Below are 18,647 nucleotides of genomic sequence, written 5' to 3'. Positions count from 1 at the left end.
CCCCCGTTGCCCCGCCGCGCTCCCGGTGACGTCAAACCAATTCCGCCGACAGCGTCTCGGTCGGCACGACTACCCGCGCCGCAGCGTCAATCATCGTCGGACTGCGCAATAGCGCCTTTCCGCTCTCCACTGCGATCAGCCCCAGCCCCACTGGCGCCGTTTCGACCAGCGTGCGGCTCAGGTGCTCACTCTCGAACACCCGTCGCGATCGCTCAATTGCCGGCCGGAAAACGAGTTGCTTGAGATAGATCAGAAACACCCATACGACGGCAAGCGTCGCAAGCGTAAGCACAGCACCGATACCGATCTGTTTGCCGATGCCCGCAACAACGTCAACGTCGGGCCACGTAAATACATAGACAAGCACCCAGCCCCTATCGCCAAGACGATCCGCAATCGTGAATACACCGTCCCGCCAGGTTTCGCGTTGCATGCTGCTGGTCGCTCCCGCGACACCTAACGCCCGAATGCGATCAATCAATGCAGGGGCCTGCTCATTCCAGGCTGTGCTCGCTACTATTTCTCCTTTCTCTGACACAACCATATACGTGCCATCGAACCCGCCAACGGTCAGAGGTGCTGTCAAGATCTCCGGGGCGTATTCCGTCACGAGGATCGCAAACGGTGATCCGTCTGAGAACACCGGCGCGGCGATGCGAATCGCCATTTTTCCCGTCAAGGGACTGATAGCAGGCAGCATCCAGGATACGGACCGACGATTATCGGGTTGCTCGCCCGCATGGATGCCGGCCAGACCATCCAGCCCATCCCCCAGATCCGCAATCAAATGCGCACGGCCGGCAGAGTCCCGGCCATCGCTGCCTGGTGGGGCAAGGGGCGCAGACAGAATTCCGGCAGTATTGTGCTGCGCACCATAGAAATAGCGGCTCGCCTGCTGGCCCCGCACCAATGAATTTACTGCGCTGACACGACCGAGTTGTGCAGTGAGACCAAGATAGCGACGGCGCTCATCGTGGGTCAGGGATTTACCTGGCATGTCGAACAACAACGGCGGTTGTGCCGTGGACGTGGGCAATGGCACGAATGCGTACCCCTGACTGCGAAATCGCGTGATTAGCTCAAGATCGACCTGATCCGCGTCCTGCCACGCCAGCTCCGCGCTGACTAGCGCGGAGCGGAACAATGCTTCGCTCGAGTTGACTTCGCTCATGACGAGGTTGCGATCGACGAGGAAGTTCTGCCGCTCGGCTGCAACCTGCCCGCGTACCGCCGACAACGCCGCGAGCGTGAAAGCGAAAAGCATCATGATCGTGGTCACCAATCCACCACCGAACACCAGCAGCTTCTTGTAGCGCTACAACTGGTTCAAGGCATCATTCTGTGGAGCGGAGGACATGGCGGCACCGGTCCGTTCCGGAGACTATCGATGCACCTTTGACAATCACACTGACGTAGCGCACCGGACCAAAACGATTATCGCGGCGCGAGAGCGGATCCGATCAGCCGCCCCCCACAAATCAGACCCATGCGATGCGAAAGCAAATAATAATCCGACCCGTCAACGTGCCGGCGTGTGCACTGAGTGTGAGTCAAGGCTTCGCGAGTAGGTTCGGACGAGTCAGTACTCGCGAACATTTTTTGCCAACAGTGGTTCTTCACCCCTGCCTCACTCATCTCTGTGCAGACTGTATTGAGCGCAATGAAGATCCCACATCGTGCTCGCTGACGATCATCCCGCGGTGCTTTTTCGGCATTAAGCAATAACTGGCTGTAGTCCTCCCACTAGAGAATGAAAGGGACTTCCCCGTCCCGAGGCTGCGGCGGAAGCCGCGAGTCGGCATCGACGTGCCATGATGAAGTTTCCAACGTTCATCAACACCAGCGAGAGGGGAAGTCCATGCCTATTGTCACTATCGGAATCGATCTTGCCAAGAATGTACTCGCCATTCATGGTGTAGATGAGGCAGGTCAAGCGAAGCTGATCAAGCCGCGTGTGGCGCGCGATCAACTGGTGACATTGATTGCGCAGTTGCCGGCGTGCCTCATCGGCATGGAAGCGTGCTCCGGCGCACATCACTGGGCTCGCGTGTTCCAGCAACACGGCCATACGGTCAAACTCATGGCGCCCTACCTTGTGGCGCCTTATCGCATGTCCGGCAAGCGCGGCAAGAACGACGCGGCGGATGCTGCTGCGATCTGCGAAGCAGTGACGCGCCGAGCATGCGTTTCGTGCCGAACATCAGCAGGCAACGCTTTGCCTGCATCGGACGCGACAAGGTTTCGTGGAAGAACGGATCGCGACATATAACCGGTTGCGAGGCCTGCTCTCGGAATTCGGCGTGGTGCTGCCACAGAGCCCGGAGAAGTTGCGCAGGCACATCACAGAACATCTGGACACATTGCCTGGCTGGGCGAAGCACAGTATCAGCGATCTGCTCCAGCATGCTAACAATATTGAGGATCGCCTGGTTGAATACGATCGCGCGATCGCTGAAATCGCGCGTGACGATGCGCGTAGCAAGAGGCTGATGCAGTTGCGCGGCATCGGCCCAACCACGGCCAGTGCGTTGCTCGCCAGTATCGGTGCTGGGCACGACTTCAGAAACGGCCGGCAGGTGGCAGCCTGGATCGGACTTACGCCGGGTCAACACAGCAGTGGCGGTAAGGCACGGCTGGGCAGCATTACGAAGGCAGGCGACGCCTATCTGCGCGGCCTGCTGGTCAATGGCGCCCGCGCCGTTATTGCCAGTCTCGGCGAGAAACAGGATCGCTTCAGCCGGTGGGTCCGAACTCTGGTCGAGCGCCGGGGCTACTGGCGGGCCGCCATCGCGATCGCCGCAAAGAACGCAAGATTGGCGTGGGCCTCGCTGAAATATGGCGATGACTTCAAGCTCGAACCAGTGGCAGACTGACTTTGATCCGAGCCTGTCGATCAACCGGCAACGAGACACGAGCGCAGACGTCATGAGCACATAGAAACGATTACTTTGCACTGCCAGCGGTGATGTGAAGCGGGTTGGACCCCGCGTGGGGCGTACCTGACTAACACGGCGGGGATATCCATTCCCGGCTAGAGAATGAGGCCTCTGCGCGCGTCTTTCATCATGGGTCCGGGCCATTGGCCCAACATGACCGGTTGTAGAACCGCAGTCCTTCACCTTCCCACATATACCCGCACGGCATTGCAGCATGCATCACGCGAACTTCGATTGAGCTTGTGCTCAACGGGGAGACCTTGTAGCGTTCTGGCTTTCGCTGTAATAGATCCGGCGCCTCTGTTTCATTTGCAACACCCCCGCCGCTCATGCGACGTTCATTGTGTTGCATCGACCGGTTGAATCCGCCGGTGTTTGCCGTCAATAACGGCTATCAAACCGTTGTATTCGCCGCGCCGGGCCAGCGACGACAATGCCTATAGCCTTCCGGGAACATCAGAGTTCACCAAAGTTTTGCCCTGAAGTTGGGCAATGATTTCCCGCCGTCCTTTTGGAGAGGCTCGAAGCAGGAGGTTCATTGTTACTATAAATTCGCGCTCTTCATTCTTTTTGAGATTGACGAAAGCGAGTAGCGCCTGAACAGTTGCGGCTCCTTTGTTATTCGACATTTCGATTTCCTTTGATCTTCAAACTACATCGCAAGTTGTAAAACTGCCGAAGAAGGGAAAGACTTATATCGCCCTGAAAAAAATCAACCAGAACTCAAAAAAATAGCAGCCAAACGTTGCTAACTGAAGTTGCAAGGTTGCCCGAGACCGCACTGCGTATTGCCGATACAAGCTCGCCGACGTCAGCACTCTTTGGAATAAGGGAATGCACTCCAATCCGCGCGAGCGACCGTCGAAGATCAGGGTCGCCATTCATACTGAATACGATGATCTTCAAATCCGAAAAACACTTTCTCAAGAACGCCAGATAGGGAACTCCGTCGCCGTATTCGCCTCCGGGCATCGCGTCGTCAGTGACGAGTACGTCGCAGGGCACGCGAGCAAGACGTTCAACAACCTCAGTCGAGTCGCACGCAGTCGCTACCATTCTTAAATCAGTATGTCCGCTCAGTACCATTCTGACACCCGATAATACGACAGGGTGGGCATCGGCCACAATAATATTGATTATTCCTTGCACTTTACTACCACGCGATCTATCGGAAAGACGGTTTTTTGCGCCATCTCGCCTGAGTCGCGACTCCAGGTGCGCAATCCAAAACCCTGCATTGCCGTGAGTTTTATGAATTCAGATCGCACTCGGAATATCCATGCTGGAATAAAAGCACTTTCTATGCAAATAGCATCAACCACCGCCTTTCATACATTCTATTTTTCTGAGTATCGACGGAAATGCGACTGGTGTTATTTTTCTTTTACACCAGTCGGACTCGTCATAAATTTGTTTTTGGTGTCGTGGCGGCGCATAGAAAGAGGCTAGAGTTGCTCCTGTAACTCAGGACGTGGACACCGTTAGGTTGATGGCGCAGCAGTTCGCCGGAACCCGCGACTGAAGCTGCGCATGCCACGGTCGATGTAGGCAGGGCCGTTGTTCGACGGCCGCACCCGCCTGGGTCGCTCCGAAGCGTCGCTCGACCGCAGCGAGCATCACATCACGCACGACGCGTCGTCATTATGTGCGCCAGTAGTCGCTGCCCAATGGATGTCACCTACCGGCCATGGCAGTCCAGCGCGAAGGTCCCACGTAACGGCGAGCCATCGTCACAACGGAACTCGAAGCCTTCTGAGGATCAGCGGGCATTGCTCCAATCAACGGCGACGAGTCCATCATGCCAACGATGCTTCGCGCTCGCGTGAACTGGATAAGGCTCGACGCTCTTGCGTGTCAATGGCAGTACCAGGCCCGACATCAATCCTCAAACCTGACATGGCGATATGGCATCCTAACGTCTGCGCTCCAGTTCATATATATTCGTCAGATTCGTCGACTCCTCCTTTCAACAAAATCGCTCGAATTCTTTCCACTAAATAGTACCAGGCATTGGCTGACGATTATATACCCGTATTTGGGTATAACCTGACATTCGCGTCGATATCCTCTGCATGAATCGCGGAGGCCGAAAATCCGCTTTCATATGCAAACCTGAATAAATCAGCGTCACGTTCTATGCCCAGCTTGCGCATCGCCGCCCTTTTCTGTGCGCTCACTGTCTGCTTCGTCCGATTCAACTGAGCGGCTATTTCGTTAATCGTGACGCCGGACACGTACAGACGTACAACCTCGGCTTCCCGCCCCGAAAGATTGCGCGGGGGTTTGGCTTGCGTTGGGCTGACTCTTTCGGGTTGCTCGCGTGAAGTCGGCGAAAAGTAGGTTGCACCCGCGTGAACTGCATGTATAGCGGTAATCAGATAGTCAACATCTTTCGATTTGTTCAGTACGGATTGGATACCAATTTTCCGCATCTTGGAAGCAATGGCGAAATTGTCGATCGTGGTGAAGACGATTATCTTAAGGTCGGGATATCGGCGCTTTAAGAACGAAAGCATGGCCATCCCGTCACCGTATTCTCCCCCAGGCATCGAGTAGTCTGTGATGAGAATGTCACATTCGACATTTGACAGCAAATTGACGATTTCCGTCGAATCCTGCGCCGTCCCAAGGACGCTGAGAGTATGGACTCTGGATAATTCGTATTTGACGCCAGTGATTAATGCCGGGTGGTCGTCTGCAAGTATCAGCTTGATTTTCATTGCTCGCTCGATCGGTCAACTGCATTTATGAATCGAATTTTTGAATGCTTAATGTAACGGCGGCCATCGAGGGCGGGTATCTTACTAGCCTCATTCAACCAACAAAATTGTCTGACTGATCCGAAAAACCAACGGGATATTTCTTGAGATAGCGCATTGCCACCCGTATGATCCGACGACAGAGTGGTTCGTTTTCAACGAGCTTCGGGCGGCGAGAGCGTCAGTCAGATATTGCTGGGACGGTATGGAATTCACATACGAAACGGTGCGACGCTGGTCGGTTAAGACCCAAGGATGTCTTCGAGGCGCAAGAAGCTGCATCCGGAAACCCGATTCTTGATCGCTTTTTCTACTAGATTAGTATAACTAACGTCACTCACTTTCTCATTCACGTCATTCTGGCAATTTGGCAATTCCTCAATTCCACATCGCTCGAAGATTCCAGGTCTTCTAAAACATCGTGGTTACCGTACAAGTTGGGTCAAACGCCCGCACTGTGATTCTGAAAAATATTGCAGGCGGAAAAAAATGCCAGATCTTTCTCTCGCTCATTGAACTTGATGTGAGACGTTCTTGTCAGACCAATCCTCATCTTGCTTTCACCTGCATGACTATCGATTGGATCATGCCCTGATCGATACGCGCGATGAACTCGTTTCATTTTACATAGCCTGTGTTCAAAGGGTCCACCTTGCGACCAGGCTTTACCTGATCAGGGAGCTAGTGGCAATGCATCGTCCCAAGAGCATGCTTCTCGCCAAATATCGTATGGGCACGAGAAACCGCTGAACGCGCGCCAGATTTCTTCAACACCCTGTCGCTCGGCCAAAATCCCCGTGTGCTCTGGATAGGCTGCTCCGCCAGTCGGGTGCCTGCTGAAGCCATCACCCACCGTGCGCCGGGCGAGCTGTTTGACCATCGCAACGTCACCAACCTTTTTCATCCGAACGACAATAGTTACGCGAGCGTGCTCGAGTGCCGTGCGCGCGCTGAAGGTCGAGCACGTGATCGTTTGCGGTCACTGCGGCTGCGGCGGTGTACGCGCATCTCTCCTTCCGCCCTCTTCCGGAATACCGCACGTCCCACCGGCACTGCGCAGAGCTCGACTGCGAACCGAGCGACCGGGCGGCCCGACCGGCTCTCCGAGTTCAACGTGCTCGAACAGGGGAGGTTGCCGCGTGACACGGCGATCATCCGTGACAGCGTCCCCGCCCCGCTAGTGCACGGCTGATTCTTTTCCCCCACCGACGGCCGCATCGAGGAACTCGACTTTGGCTATTCCGCAGGTAGCACCCACCAGGACACACCACATAAGAACGCAGGCTGATCCACCACAATGAATCGCTCCAAATCACACTCCTCTTTCCGTCCATCATGAATCTAGCAGCATCACTCTCAACGCTCCCACGCGACCTGATTGCGGGTGTCGTTGTCTTTCTTGTCGCGCTGCCGCTGTGTCTGGGTATTGCCAATGCATCTGGTGTTGAGCCCTTCGCAGGCCTTGTGTCCGGCATCATCGGCGGCCTCGTCGTCGCGCTTCTGAGCGGCTCGCCACTCTCCGTCAGTGGACCGGCGGCGGGCCTCGTCGTCATCGTCGTCGAAGGCATTGCGCGCCTCGGCAGCTTCTCGGCCTTTCTGCTCGCCGTGCTACTGTCCGGCGTCATTCAATTTGGCTTCGGAATGGTGAAGGCAGGCCGAGTGGCCGCATATGAGACTTCGCCCGTATCAAGGGTATGCTTGCCGCCATTGGCATATTGCTGATCGTCAAGCAGGCGCCGTTCGCGTTAGGCATGGCAGCTGACCTTGATACGCCCGTCGGCAACATGCCATTCAGCCTCAGCGCACTAACCGCCTTCGCTGTCGCGACGGTGTCACTCGTCCTGCTAGCCAGTTGGGAAACCCGAGCGCTGGGCCGCTTCAGGCTTGTGCGCTTAGTCCCTGCGCGGCTCGCCGTTGTGCTGCTCGGCATTGCCGCGACGCTGTTGCTTGACATGCTGTCCCCAAGCCTCGCCCCGCCCGCCGAACACCGTGTCGCCCTGCCCGAGCTCGCCTCGATTGCTGCTCTCAGCGCCGCAATCAAGAGCGCTGATCTCGGGCCGAATTTCGCGCAACTACTGAACCCGACATCTGGCGCGTCGCGTTGACGCTGGCGGTCGTTGGAAGTCTTGAGACGCTGCTGAGCCTGGAAGCCGTCGAACAGATCGATCCGAAGCGCCGCCCGACTCTGCCGGACCGGGAGCTGAAAGCGTAAGGCGTGGGCAATCTGATTGCAGGAGCAATAGGTGGCCTGCCGATCACGTCGGTAATCGTGCGCAGCTCGGCGAACGTCAATGCAGGTGCACAGAGCCGCGTGTCCGCCATCGTGCACGGTGTACTGCTGCTAGTCAGCGTGTTTGCACTCGCCGGCCTGATTAACCAGATCCCCCTGGCAAGTCTTGCCGCGATCCTCATCCATACCGGCATCAAGCTCGCCAAACCGAGTTTGTTCCTATCCGTTGCGAAACAGGGACCAGGTGCATTCGCACCGTTCATCGCGACGATAATCGGCGTGCTCGCCATGGATCTTCTGTTCGGCATTGCGCTCGGACTCGCGGTCGTTGTCTTCATGGTCGCGTGTGCGAATTTGCGTGGTCCCGTTATGTTTGCGCAGCATGACGACCACTACCTGCGGAAAATTCCTGACCAATCGGCCGTTATCATCGACACGACCCGTGCCGACTACATCGATCACGATGTGCGCGACCTGATCGACGCGTTCGTCGTCGATGCACGGGGCCGCGGTATCACGGTCGAGATCGGGCAGCAGCCACATCACGCGAAAGAACGCAATGGACGCTGGCTGTTCCGCAACCAGACCGCGCGATAAGCATTAAATAGTGGAGCAGACACAGGGACAGGTTGTACCACGACGAGGACCACTCATCTGCCCGACAGGTAGGAATGTTGGGCGGGAGTCTGTGTGCAACGCCGCCATCGCCATAACCGGATTCACCGTCTGCTCCGTCAATCGCTGGCATACGAAATGGCAGCCGTGGCAGTGTGTTGTGTTGCGGGGCGTGGGCTGTTGGGTATCGCAGCCCCGATCGGGGCAAGCAACAGATGTACGGAATGATGGTCAGCAGGGGGATAGTGGAGGCACCTTGACGATCCGATCAGCTATTCCCGCCCGGCACGTTGCAACCTCGCTGCCTGCGTAGCAGATACAACAGAACCGACGATGCCCTACGCCGAAACGTGAGGAGTCTCGACGCGTTTGGGCACTTAAGGCAATGCCTATGTGGACGCCTCCCGGATTGCAAGCGGTTTTATCACGTTGGCTGGTAGGTAAGGTCGCACGCTTATGTCCGGCCTGTTTGCGCAGGTCGTGATGCCTGCTGGCCTCTATGGAATGCGCTGGCGGGGTCCTCATCTGATCATCGAACACAAAGGTTCATATGCCTTATCGGGTTATCCCTGCCCCGGTCCAACCTGTTAGCCAATGTGGGTCTATCGCTTGCGCACCTCGATGAAGGAAGTAGGTTAATTCACTGGTTGTGACATCAGTTCGTCAGTCCGGCCGCTTGAATGGATTGATATCTGTCGGTGTGCGCCAGGACGGCCCAGATAGTTCTGGCTAGCTTGTTCGCTACCGCCGCGACGGCGACATTGAAGGGTCGGCGGCTGAGCAGTGCGTCGACCCAGTCGCTATGCTTACCCCGGAGGACAACGGAGCGTGCCCCGTGCATGAGTAGGGTGCGTAGGTAGGTATCTCCGCGTTTGCTCAGGCCGAGTTGACGCACTCGGCCACCGGTCCCGATCTGGCGCGGCACCAGGCCGAGCCACGCGGCAAACTCACGTCCTGATTTGAAGTTGCGTGCATCGCCAATGGCGGCCGCCATGGCTGTGGCGGTGAGGAGACCGACACCCGGAATGTCGCTGAGTTTGCGGCAGTCCTCGTTGTTCCTGAAGGCTTGGGCGAGGCGGCGCTCCAGAACGGCGATCTCGCCGTCGATTGCCTGTACACGGGTCCACTGTTCACGAAGGCTGTCGACGAGCAAACCCGGAAGACGGTCGGCAACTCTGGCGAGACAGGCGGAGATGTTGTCGGCAAACGCGCGATATCCCTCGGGCAGCACTTCGCCGAATTCGTAGAGAAGGCCGCGCAGGGCGTTGGTCTGCATGATGCGAAACTTCATCAGTTGCGCCCGGAGCCGGTGCAGCGCGAGAATGGCCTGCTGCGCTTCGGTCTTAACGGCGACAAACCGCGCATCGGGCTGCTGAGCAGCTATCCAGATCGCCCGCGCGTCGGCGGCGTCAGTCTTGTTACGCAGAACGAAGGGACGCACTGAGCGTGGGGCAATGAGCTTCACGTCGTGGCCGAGGCTCATCAGCTGTCTGGCCCAGCAGTGAGCGCTGCCACACGCTTTCATGACGACAAGCGAAGGCTCGCGCCTCGTGAAGAATTCGATGACCTGGTTGCGTTTGAGTTTTATGCGCTGAATCTCCCCGGTTTGAGCCATAACGGCATGCAATTGGAATACGTGCTTGGCTATGTCCATGCCGATTACGGTGGGTTTCATTTGAACCTCCTCAAGTGGCGAGCTGCAGGCAAACGCCGGAAGCTCTCACTGATGATGGCAGAAAGAGGCGGCGGTCGCCCGTGTCACATCGGACGGTAGATGATCGCCGCCGGAGGGAGGCGTCCATCCCATCTGATCAAGTCCACCGAGTTGGTACTTCATGCGTTATATAGGTCGTGTTTAAAGAGGCAGGCAGAACAGGATGAAGCAGCAGACGCTGGCGATGGCAGCCGATCAAGGAGCGGGTTTCGAGACGCACCGCAAACGCACGCGGCGCGACGAGTTTCTCGACACGATGAATGCGATCGTGCCATGGGCGCAGTTGTGCGCGGTGATCGAGCCGCATTATCCGAAGCGCGGCAATGGCCGCCCGCCAATTGGTCTGGAGCGCATGCTGCGGATCCACTTCGTGCAGCACTGGTTCAATCTGGCCGACTTCGCTTGCGAAGAGGCACTCGACGACAGCGCCAGCCTGCGTCGCTTTGCCGGAATTGACCTGGGTTGTGAAGCCGTACCGGACGCGACGACGCTGCTCAAATTCCGGCGCCTGCTGGAGACGCACAAACTGGGCGAGCAATTGTTTGCCGAAGTCGGCCGGGTGCTGCAGGCCAGCGGCATGAAGCTCAAAAGCGGCACCATCGTGGACGCGACGATCATCGGCGCGCCGAGCTCGACGAAGAATGAGCAGAAGGCGCGCGACCCCGAGATGCATCAGACCCGCAAGGGCAAGCAATGGTACTTCGGTGCCAAGCTGCACATCGGTGTGGACAGCCGGAGTGGCCTGGCGCACAGCGCGGTGCTCACGCCGGCCAATGTGCATGACAAGCATCCACTGCCGCAATTGCTGCACGGGCAGGAGCGGCGCGTCTACGGCGACAGCGCCTATGCGAGCCAGAAGGAACTGATCCACAGCAAGGCGCCCAGGGCGCGCGACTTTACCAATCAGCGCACGCGCCGTGCGGGCGGCGAAGTCGACGAAGTGCAACGGGGCAAGAACCGCAACAAGTCGAAGATCCGCGCCCGGGTGGAACATGTCTTCGCGGTCGTGAAGCGACTGTGGGGATTTACGAAGGTGCGCTATCGCGGGCTGGCAAAGAACGCCAACCGGGCGTTCGTCGCGCTCGCGCTGGCGAACGTCTACCTGTCGCGCAAGAAACTGATGGCACCGGTACGCCCATAGTGGGCGAAAGGCGGGCAAAGTGCCCTGTTCAGCTTAGCCTTAAGTAGCCCGCGAAAAAGTTGACAACTTTCTTGAGATGTTGGCGGAGTGGACGGGACTCGAACCCGCGACCCCCGGCGTGACAGGCCGGTATTCTAACCAACTGAACTACCACTCCTTTTCGAAGTTAACCTTAGCATGTCTGCCCGCGTTTTTCCAGCAAGAACCTTGCTCAAAAAGCAAGAATCCCGATTGCGTCGCTACATGGAAGATGATCCCGATAAATGTCAATATGACCAGTATTACTAATCGTGCCAACGACTAGCATGACCAGGGCCATCGCACGAACGGCCGTTAAGGAAGGTCTGCACAACCCGCTTTTGAAGCATTACCTTTCACATCAAGCGCAGCCTCGGCCTTCAGATCTTTGTTGGTGAGTTGATTGCCATGGTTTTTCCGCGCGCATGCTCAACGAGTTCTATCGCATCGCCTTCCGCAGGACGATCTACGACTCGATCGCCGCCCTGCAGAATGATCTCGACCTATGGCTTGACCAGTACAACAATGAGCGCGAACATCAGGGACGATGGTGCTATGGCAAGACACCCATGCGAACCTTCCTCGATTCGCTCGGGCTCGCCAGGGAGAAACTGATCCCTCACTAAATCGCCTTCTTCCTTTACTCGCCCGACTACCTGTCAGGTGCAGTCCAGACTAATACAAATCAGCGAGTCGCGTGCCGGGATCGCGAAGCTGGCAGTTCTTCGAGCCCAACAAACTTCAAACTTCAAGTGGATCAAGTCAGGATAGTGGCACTCAACTGGTTATCGAAAGCATCAATCATGTCCTGCGCCGCCCCGACACCCTCCTTCGATATCGCGACTTCCATTTGAGCGCACTGCTCTGCAAGCGTGCGGTATCCAAACACATTTAGCGCGCCCCGCAACGAATGCAACTCGGCGAGTATCCGGGCCGCGTCGCCGGCATCGTACGCGGCATGGATCGCCGCCAGCGCCTCTTCGCACGATTTCAGGAATGTAGCCCGCACGTGGGCTGGCATTGCACGGCCGCCCAGCATCCCATCACGTTTCCTTTCCTGTTCCTGTTCCTGTTCCTGTTCCTGTTCCTCCGCCTGCACCGCCACACCCGGCATGCCGGTCACCTCCGACAGCGTTGCCGACAGCTCGTCCAGCTGCAGCGGCTTGGCCACGACCCGCATTACCCCGGCTGCCTCGCAACGCACTCGCTCCTCCTGCGTCACGCTCGCCGTCGCCACCACGATCGGCATTTCTGGCCAGCGTGCCTGTGCCTCTCGCACGAGCCCATAACCGTCCAGCACCGGCATCGCCAGATCGGTCACCAGCACATCGAAGCGCTCCCGCGAGAGACGTTCCAGCGCCTGCAGCCCGTCTTCCGCCACCTGCGGCTCACAGCCGAGCATCTTCAACTGCTCGCTGAACAGTTCCCGGTTCACCGCGTTGTCTTCCGCCACCAGCACCTTCAGCCGGCGCGACAATACCCGCTGTGTCTCTTTGCCCGCCTCCAGCGGCATGCCCTGCAAGGTATGGCGTAGCGCCGCCGCCAGCCCTTTCAGACCATAGCTTGAGACCTTCACCGCCCGTCCCGTCGCTACGGGATACGCCGGTCCTTCCGCGCTGCAGTCAATCATCCAGGACGACGCTTCCAGCAGACGACGGACGTCGTCCGCATGCCAGGTGTCGTGCTCGCCGCAGACAATCAGGGTATCCGCCTCCTCCAGCGTCTCCAGATCGAGTTGCGCAGGATGACGATACGCCTGTACCTTCAGCCCCCAGGCCTCCAGTGCCGGCACCGCATACGCGTGCCAGGTGTCCGCCGCCGCGACGAACAGCACCTGCTCGCCCTCAAAGTGCGGCATATCCAGCCCAAGCTCGCCGTGACAGTCGCCCAGCGGCACCCGCACCGTAAAGAGGCTGCCCTCGCCGGGCACGCTGTGCACTGCGATCGTCCCTCCCATCGCATCCGTCAGCCGCGCGCATAATGCCAGTCCCAGACCGGTGCCACCGAAGCGACGGTTGATCGTCGTATCCGCCTGGCTGAACGCGCGGAACAGCATCGCCTGCTGCTCTGGCGATATCCCGATCCCGCTGTCTTCAACTTCGATCACAAGCTCTGGCTGATTATCACTGCCCGCTTCCGCCGACAGTCTCAATGTCACCTCTCCGTGCCCGGAAAACTTGATGGCGTTCGACAGCAAATTGTTCATCACCTGGCCAAGCCTCGTCGGATCGCCCTGCATCGGTCGAGTGGTCGATGTGCCAAATTCGCCCGACAACCTCACGCCCTTCGCCCGCGCCACCGGCCCGAACATCGTCAGAGCCCGCGAGGCCACCTCCTGCGCGTCGAACACGATCGGCTCGAGCGTCATCTCACCGGCCTCGATCTTCGAGAAATCCAGCACGTCGCTCACGATTGCAAGCAGTCCGTCCGATGAACCCCGAATCGTTTTCAGCCGGTCACGCTGCAGCGCATCGAGCTGCGAGTGCGACAGCAGCTCGAGATTCCCCAGGATCGCGTTGAGCGGTGTGCGGATCTCATGGCTCATCGCCGCCAGGAAAGCGGATTTCGCGGCATTGGCCGAGTCCGCCGCCTGCTTTGCTTCCCGCAGTTGCCGATTGAGGCGCTTTTCCACCGTCACGTCCGTGAACGCCGTCACCAGCACGTCCTCGCCCTGGTAGCGCGCCGGCACGACACTCACCGAGAGATCCATCGTCCCACCCTCGCGTGTCGGCAGCGACCACGCCTCGTGCGCCATGCTGTTTGTACCGGTTACACCGCTTACATCTGCGCGTTGCCGGTGACGGTGAACCAGTTCTGCCGAAAGTGTCCGTCCCGCCGGCAGGATCACCCGCGCCGCGGCCTCGATCATCGTCGGACTGCGCAACAACGGCTTACCGCTCTCCACGGCAATCAGCCCGAGCCCTACCGGTGCCGTCTCGATCAGCGCGCGGCTCAGGTGCTCGCTCTCGAACACGCGTCGAGAGCGCTCAAGAACAGGCAGGAACACGCGCCGGTTGAACAGTAGAATCAGCGACCACACCACGAGGAGGATCACTCCAGTCGTCGCGGCCGACGTTCCAATCTGACCAGTCAGTGCCCGGGCAATCGAGCGCCACGACTGCGCAAACACGAGCGTTGCGCCAGTCTCGCCGATTGGCCAGCCAAACAGCATGTGGCCGTCACGAAAGATCCTGCCTGTCGGCTCGACAATTCCTGCGACACCTAAAGCACGCGCGGTATCCGACGCCTTCGGGTCGACCGGTTGACGCGAAAATGAAGAGATAACCTGTCCATTGCGCGCGAAGAGCATAAGAGAGCCGTCAAGCCCACTCTCCCCTAGAGCGGCAGTGATAATGGTGACCGGTAACTCGTAAACAGCGACGGCGAACGGCTTCCGCTCCTTGTCAAACAGGGTCGCTGCAACTCGAACTGATCGCCTGCCGCTTAACGGACTATCGTAGGGAGGGAGCCACCGAAATGCACGCCCCCCGGTGCGGGGATCGAGCAAGGGCACGTCTCGCGGAACAAGGAGATTGCCGCCAGGTCCCGCGAGTGCAGAAAAAAAAGCAGCACGATCGGCAAGCAACGTCGCCATCCGGGCATCGTCAGGCGATGGTACCAGGATGAGCAGTGGACGATCAGGTCTGTACAACCAGAATGTCAACAGGCCTCCGTTTCGTTCGGAAGCTGCCGTCGCCGCCTGACTTATCTGTTTAGCAAGCCGAATGTACCGGGTTGCCAACAAATCGGGAGGCGTTGAAGACGAGGCACCCACCACGAGCACCGGCAGATGATCTGGGGCCTGCTGAAGACGAAGCATCTGGCCATTGCCTGTGAACTGTTCGATAAGGCGTGGCTCGGCCTGTTCGCCGGCCCTCCAGGCGACCTCGATGAGCCGGACGCCGTTTTGCATAAGCACGACGTTGCGCGAGTTAAGGTCGGTGAGCCGGTTCACGCCGGACATCAGTTCTTGATGCTCGAGCGCAACATAGGTACGTACAGTGGCCACCGTGTTCAGGACGAACGCAACCAGCACCACCGCCGTTACCACTGCCCCGCCGCCGAACATCAACAAATGCTGATAGCGGCGAAAGCGGTCCAACACATTACGTTGTGCGTATGGAGTCATAGGTGCCAGCGGAGTTGACGCTTTCGCCGGGTGCCCCCTCGAAGGAAGGTTCACGTGGCAGATAACAATCTGATTATCCACCGCGCGGCGCAACAGCGAAACGCTTCTTTACACGCGTGCTGACGGCCTGTCCCGAAGCACCGAAGAAAATCGTTACCGACCTGTTACGCATTTACCTGACCGCGAAAGCAGAACTCGCCGCGCTGGCAAGCGTGAAGCACATCAACTGCTGCGCTGTTCGCTTTATCGCCAATAGTTCGCCGCGCAATGCGTGGCGTTTTTCATAGGCGTCGCCCTAGTTCCGTCCGTTAAGCTTTGAATGATGGCATCGCCTGCCAATCTTCCGCCGCGTGAACGCTAATGTGACAACGCCGTTCTTTGCCCCGGTCGGGACTGCGATTGCCCCACAGCCCTTACCCAGCAGGGCGCCGACGCCGGGACCGGATTGACGAACTCTGCTACACCTCTCGGCGAGGTCAATCCTTCAGCGTGAGCGACAATACCCTCACGACCAGTTCCTGATAGCTGATACCAACCGCGCGAGCAGCCTTCGGCAACAGCGAGTGATCGGTCATTCCTGGTGATGTGTTCACTTCGAGGAAGTACGGCTTGCCCTCGCCATCCATCATGAAGTCGACACGCCCCCAGTCCCAGCAACCGAGCACGTCAAACGCGCGGCGCGCGAGTTGCTTCAGGCGCATCTCTTCCTGGGATGCCAGTCCGCATGGAATCAGGTACTGCGTCGAATCGTGAACGTACTTCGCGTCATAGTCGTAGAACTCGCCCGCTGGCACAATTTGGATGACCGGCAGATCGAGGTCGCCCGCAATGCACGCAGTGTATTCACCGCCGCCTTCGATACTCTTCTCGACCAGCACGATAGCGTCGAACTTTGCTGCTTCCGCGATCGCTGAGGGTAGCGCCTCGGCCGCTTTTACCTTGATCACGGCGACGCTTGAGCCTTCGCTCGCCGCCTTCACAAATAGCGGCAACCCGAGTTGCGCGACGATCTCCTGCGCACGCGCATCGTAATCGTCGCCGCGCATCACGGCCTCGAACGGCGGCGTCGGAACACCCAGTTGCTGCCACACAAGTTTCGCGCGGAACTTGTCCAGCCCGAGCGCCGAACCAAGCACGCCGCTGCCCGTATATCGGATCCCATAAAAATCGAGCGCGCCCTGAATCTGTCCATTTTCGCCGTAGCCGCCGTGCAGGACGTTGAACGCGCGCACAAAGCCCTCGTCCTTTAACGCTGACAACGGCCGCGTGGATGGATCGAAGGGGTGTGCGTCGACGCCTGCATCGCGCAGTCTCTGCAACACGAGACAACCAGAATTGAGCGACACGTCACGCTCGGCGGACACTCCACCAAACAACACTGCCACCTTGCCGAATCGCTTCGGATCGATACTGTCCATCGAGCTCCCTATTTATGCGCAAGGCACCTTTATCTTCTCGTCCGCTAATCGAGACTTTGACCAGCGAGGCCGGTATCTGGGGGTGCCCCTAACGCGCGACAAAAAACATAGCCCCCTGCTCAAACCCACGACCACCGTTTCGCGATCATCCCATCGCAAGCAACTTCGGCACGAGCCCGGTTTCGAAGCGTCATACAGCCAAATCGGAACGGAAATTGAGGCGGCAACTTTCAACCACAAATCTCACTGTCGAAGCCAAGGACGCAGCGAATAACAAGCAACCAGCCGTGAACAAGTTTAGGAAAAATACCGTCAGGTGTCCATCGACAGTGGATGCTGTTCCGGGCTAACGTAACGACGGAAACAACTACCCAAACGAAAGCGCGCGGTCTGTCCGATCGGCTGCCGCAGGCTGACGGCGACAACGACACAACGAGCTTTCGGACCACTACGAATCGGCTGCATGGGTCGCTTGACGGCATCAACGTCAGCCCCCCACGCCCGGCCCGATTTGCTGACCAATGCTCCTCACCATGACAACGCCAGTCAGTGCTCCCCGGAGGTCGCACCTTTTCGTGGCTTACTTAACCTGCGACAGGTCAAGTTCTGCAAGCGCCATGTGGATTTCCTTCGCTGATTTCCCTTGAGCCAAAAGCGTTGCAGCGCGTTTCGCGTGTCCGGCGAGCAGGTGATGTTGCGGCCCGGGAGCATTGGCGTAGATGTGATGCGGCTTGAGGCCGGCGGCACGCAGACGGCGGACATAATACAGCTGGCTGTAAAAGGGAACCACACGATCCTCCGGATCAGAAATCACATAGATTTCCGGTCGTGGATCCTGGCGAATGCGCCCGATTTCGTCCACAGGATCGTAATAGCTCCGGGCATCGTAAAGCAGTCGACCGGGGATTTCCCGCTTGTATTCCCAGTACGCCGCGACCTGTTTGGCGGAAACAAGGGCAGAAGAAACCACCGATGCCGCGACGTCTCCGCGTCTGTTCAGGAGCGCAGCGGCGATCTGGCCTCCTGCGGAATGTCCGGTCAGAATGAATGATGCAATGTTGTAACGCTCCTTGAGCATGTCCAGTGCGCGATCCATCAGTTCGATCTCGCGATGCGTGCGGCGCATGTTATGGTCGCCAGAGGAGCCATAGATACCCGGCCGGGCAAGATAGAGCGTGGGACGGCCGGAATCAGCGGACCATTTAGCCATATCTTTCCCAATCTCCATGGGCGAAACAGACAGGTAGGATTGTGTAACGTACCTGACTCCCTTCGTCGTTCTCAGCATGACATCCCCGCTGAAATAAACCAGCACAGTGGGGCTTTCGCTGCCGGACAATCCATGCGCGTAGTATCGAATGCAATCTCCCTTGCCGTTGACTTCGACCCACAGGCTATCGGGCACTCGCGCGCAGTGTTCCGGTGAACTGAATGAACCGTTCAGGGCTTGTGCGGCATCGAATGGCTCGCGTCCCACAGGGATATTAAGCTCCCCAGGCCGTGGAGTCTCAAACGGCCCCAGTGTGGGTCGGTCCGCCAGACCGGGTTCGGTAACGCCCAAAACGCCAAAGACAACGAACAGGAAGCGCCGGAGTCTCCAGCGCAGAAGGTGCGATAAACGCCGACAATGTCGGCCAAACCATTTCATAAATAAGGTTCCGTGAGGTTATGCAGAAAAGAAATGATC

The 18,647-nt window shown here is 58.2% G+C and carries 10 protein-coding genes, 1 tRNA gene and 5 pseudogenes; 6 read left to right on the top strand and 10 right to left on the bottom strand.

The features are described 5' to 3' along the window. Nucleotides 1-31 precede the first annotated feature (31 nt). The gene (locus OKW44_RS36260) at nucleotides 32-1,279 is read right to left on the bottom strand and encodes a hypothetical protein (protein ID WP_162633870.1); all 1,248 of its coding nucleotides are present in this window, start codon (nucleotides 1,277-1,279) and stop codon (nucleotides 32-34) included. 579 nt (nucleotides 1,280-1,858) lie between these two features. Here OKW44_RS36260 and OKW44_RS36255 point away from each other — a divergent pair. After that, nucleotides 1,859-2,873, top strand: a pseudogene (locus tag OKW44_RS36255) (IS110 family RNA-guided transposase). A 500-nt stretch (nucleotides 2,874-3,373) separates the two neighbouring features. Here the strand turns inward: OKW44_RS36255 and OKW44_RS36250 are convergent. The 4 genes and pseudogenes from OKW44_RS36250 to OKW44_RS36235 form a co-directional block, all read right to left on the bottom strand. Then, nucleotides 3,374-3,565, bottom strand: coding sequence for a hypothetical protein (locus tag OKW44_RS36250; protein ID WP_162633869.1), 192 nt, complete (start codon nucleotides 3,563-3,565; stop codon nucleotides 3,374-3,376). Between the two features lie 94 nt (nucleotides 3,566-3,659). Beyond that, on the bottom strand, nucleotides 3,660-4,061 hold the full coding sequence (locus OKW44_RS36245) for a response regulator (protein ID WP_084753949.1): 402 nt from the start codon (nucleotides 4,059-4,061) through the stop codon (nucleotides 3,660-3,662). Between the two features lie 462 nt (nucleotides 4,062-4,523). After that, nucleotides 4,524-4,743: pseudogene (locus tag OKW44_RS36240) on the bottom strand (IS3 family transposase); the annotation flags it as partial. A gap of 214 nt (nucleotides 4,744-4,957) precedes the next feature. Further along, complete coding sequence (locus tag OKW44_RS36235) at nucleotides 4,958-5,656, bottom strand: response regulator (RefSeq protein WP_018417447.1); 699 nt, start codon at nucleotides 5,654-5,656, stop codon at nucleotides 4,958-4,960. Between the two features lie 729 nt (nucleotides 5,657-6,385). Between OKW44_RS36235 and OKW44_RS36230 the strand changes: the two are divergent. Both OKW44_RS36230 and OKW44_RS36225 read left to right on the top strand, forming a co-directional pair. Next, nucleotides 6,386-6,983: pseudogene (locus tag OKW44_RS36230) on the top strand (carbonic anhydrase). Between the two features lie 47 nt (nucleotides 6,984-7,030). Further along, nucleotides 7,031-8,522, top strand: a pseudogene (locus OKW44_RS36225) (SulP family inorganic anion transporter). Nucleotides 8,523-9,195: 673 nt separating this feature from the next. On the opposite strand, the gene OKW44_RS36220 reads toward OKW44_RS36225, so the two are convergent. Next, the gene (locus OKW44_RS36220; protein ID WP_018417442.1) at nucleotides 9,196-10,215 is read right to left on the bottom strand and encodes an IS110 family RNA-guided transposase; all 1,020 of its coding nucleotides are present in this window, start codon (nucleotides 10,213-10,215) and stop codon (nucleotides 9,196-9,198) included. A 202-nt stretch (nucleotides 10,216-10,417) separates the two neighbouring features. Between OKW44_RS36220 and OKW44_RS36215 the strand changes: the two genes are divergently transcribed. Further along, nucleotides 10,418-11,395, top strand: coding sequence for an IS5 family transposase (locus OKW44_RS36215; protein WP_280785179.1), 978 nt, complete (start codon nucleotides 10,418-10,420; stop codon nucleotides 11,393-11,395). 80 nt (nucleotides 11,396-11,475) lie between these two features. On the opposite strand, the gene OKW44_RS36210 is transcribed toward OKW44_RS36215, so the two are convergent. After that, nucleotides 11,476-11,552, bottom strand: a tRNA-Asp gene (locus OKW44_RS36210). 274 nt (nucleotides 11,553-11,826) lie between these two features. Here OKW44_RS36210 and OKW44_RS36205 point away from each other — a divergent pair. Beyond that, nucleotides 11,827-12,039: pseudogene (locus OKW44_RS36205) on the top strand (IS481 family transposase); the annotation flags it as partial. A 131-nt stretch (nucleotides 12,040-12,170) separates the two neighbouring features. Here the strand turns inward: OKW44_RS36205 and OKW44_RS36200 are convergent. Next, complete coding sequence (locus OKW44_RS36200; RefSeq protein ID WP_162633867.1) at nucleotides 12,171-15,515, bottom strand: ATP-binding protein; 3,345 nt, start codon at nucleotides 15,513-15,515, stop codon at nucleotides 12,171-12,173. A 143-nt stretch (nucleotides 15,516-15,658) separates the two neighbouring features. On the opposite strand from OKW44_RS36200, the gene OKW44_RS36195 reads away from it, so the two are divergent. After that, nucleotides 15,659-15,829, top strand: a complete 171-nt coding sequence (locus OKW44_RS36195; protein WP_018417437.1) for a hypothetical protein — start codon at nucleotides 15,659-15,661, stop codon at nucleotides 15,827-15,829. Between the two features lie 189 nt (nucleotides 15,830-16,018). Here OKW44_RS36195 and OKW44_RS36190 read toward each other — a convergent pair whose 3' ends face one another. After that, a complete protein-coding gene (locus tag OKW44_RS36190; RefSeq protein ID WP_018417436.1) occupies nucleotides 16,019-16,960 on the bottom strand; it encodes a D-alanine--D-alanine ligase in 942 nt (313 codons plus the stop codon). Between the two features lie 580 nt (nucleotides 16,961-17,540). After that, on the bottom strand, nucleotides 17,541-18,608 hold the full coding sequence (locus OKW44_RS36185; RefSeq protein WP_026225281.1) for an alpha/beta hydrolase family protein: 1,068 nt from the start codon (nucleotides 18,606-18,608) through the stop codon (nucleotides 17,541-17,543). Between the last annotated feature and the right edge of the window lie 39 nt (nucleotides 18,609-18,647).

The organism is Paraburkholderia lebeckiae, assembly GCF_050436325.1.
In the GTDB taxonomy this organism is placed as follows: Bacteria; Pseudomonadota; Gammaproteobacteria; order Burkholderiales; family Burkholderiaceae; genus Paraburkholderia; species Paraburkholderia tuberum.
This window is presented reverse-complemented; position numbering and strand designations above follow the sequence as displayed.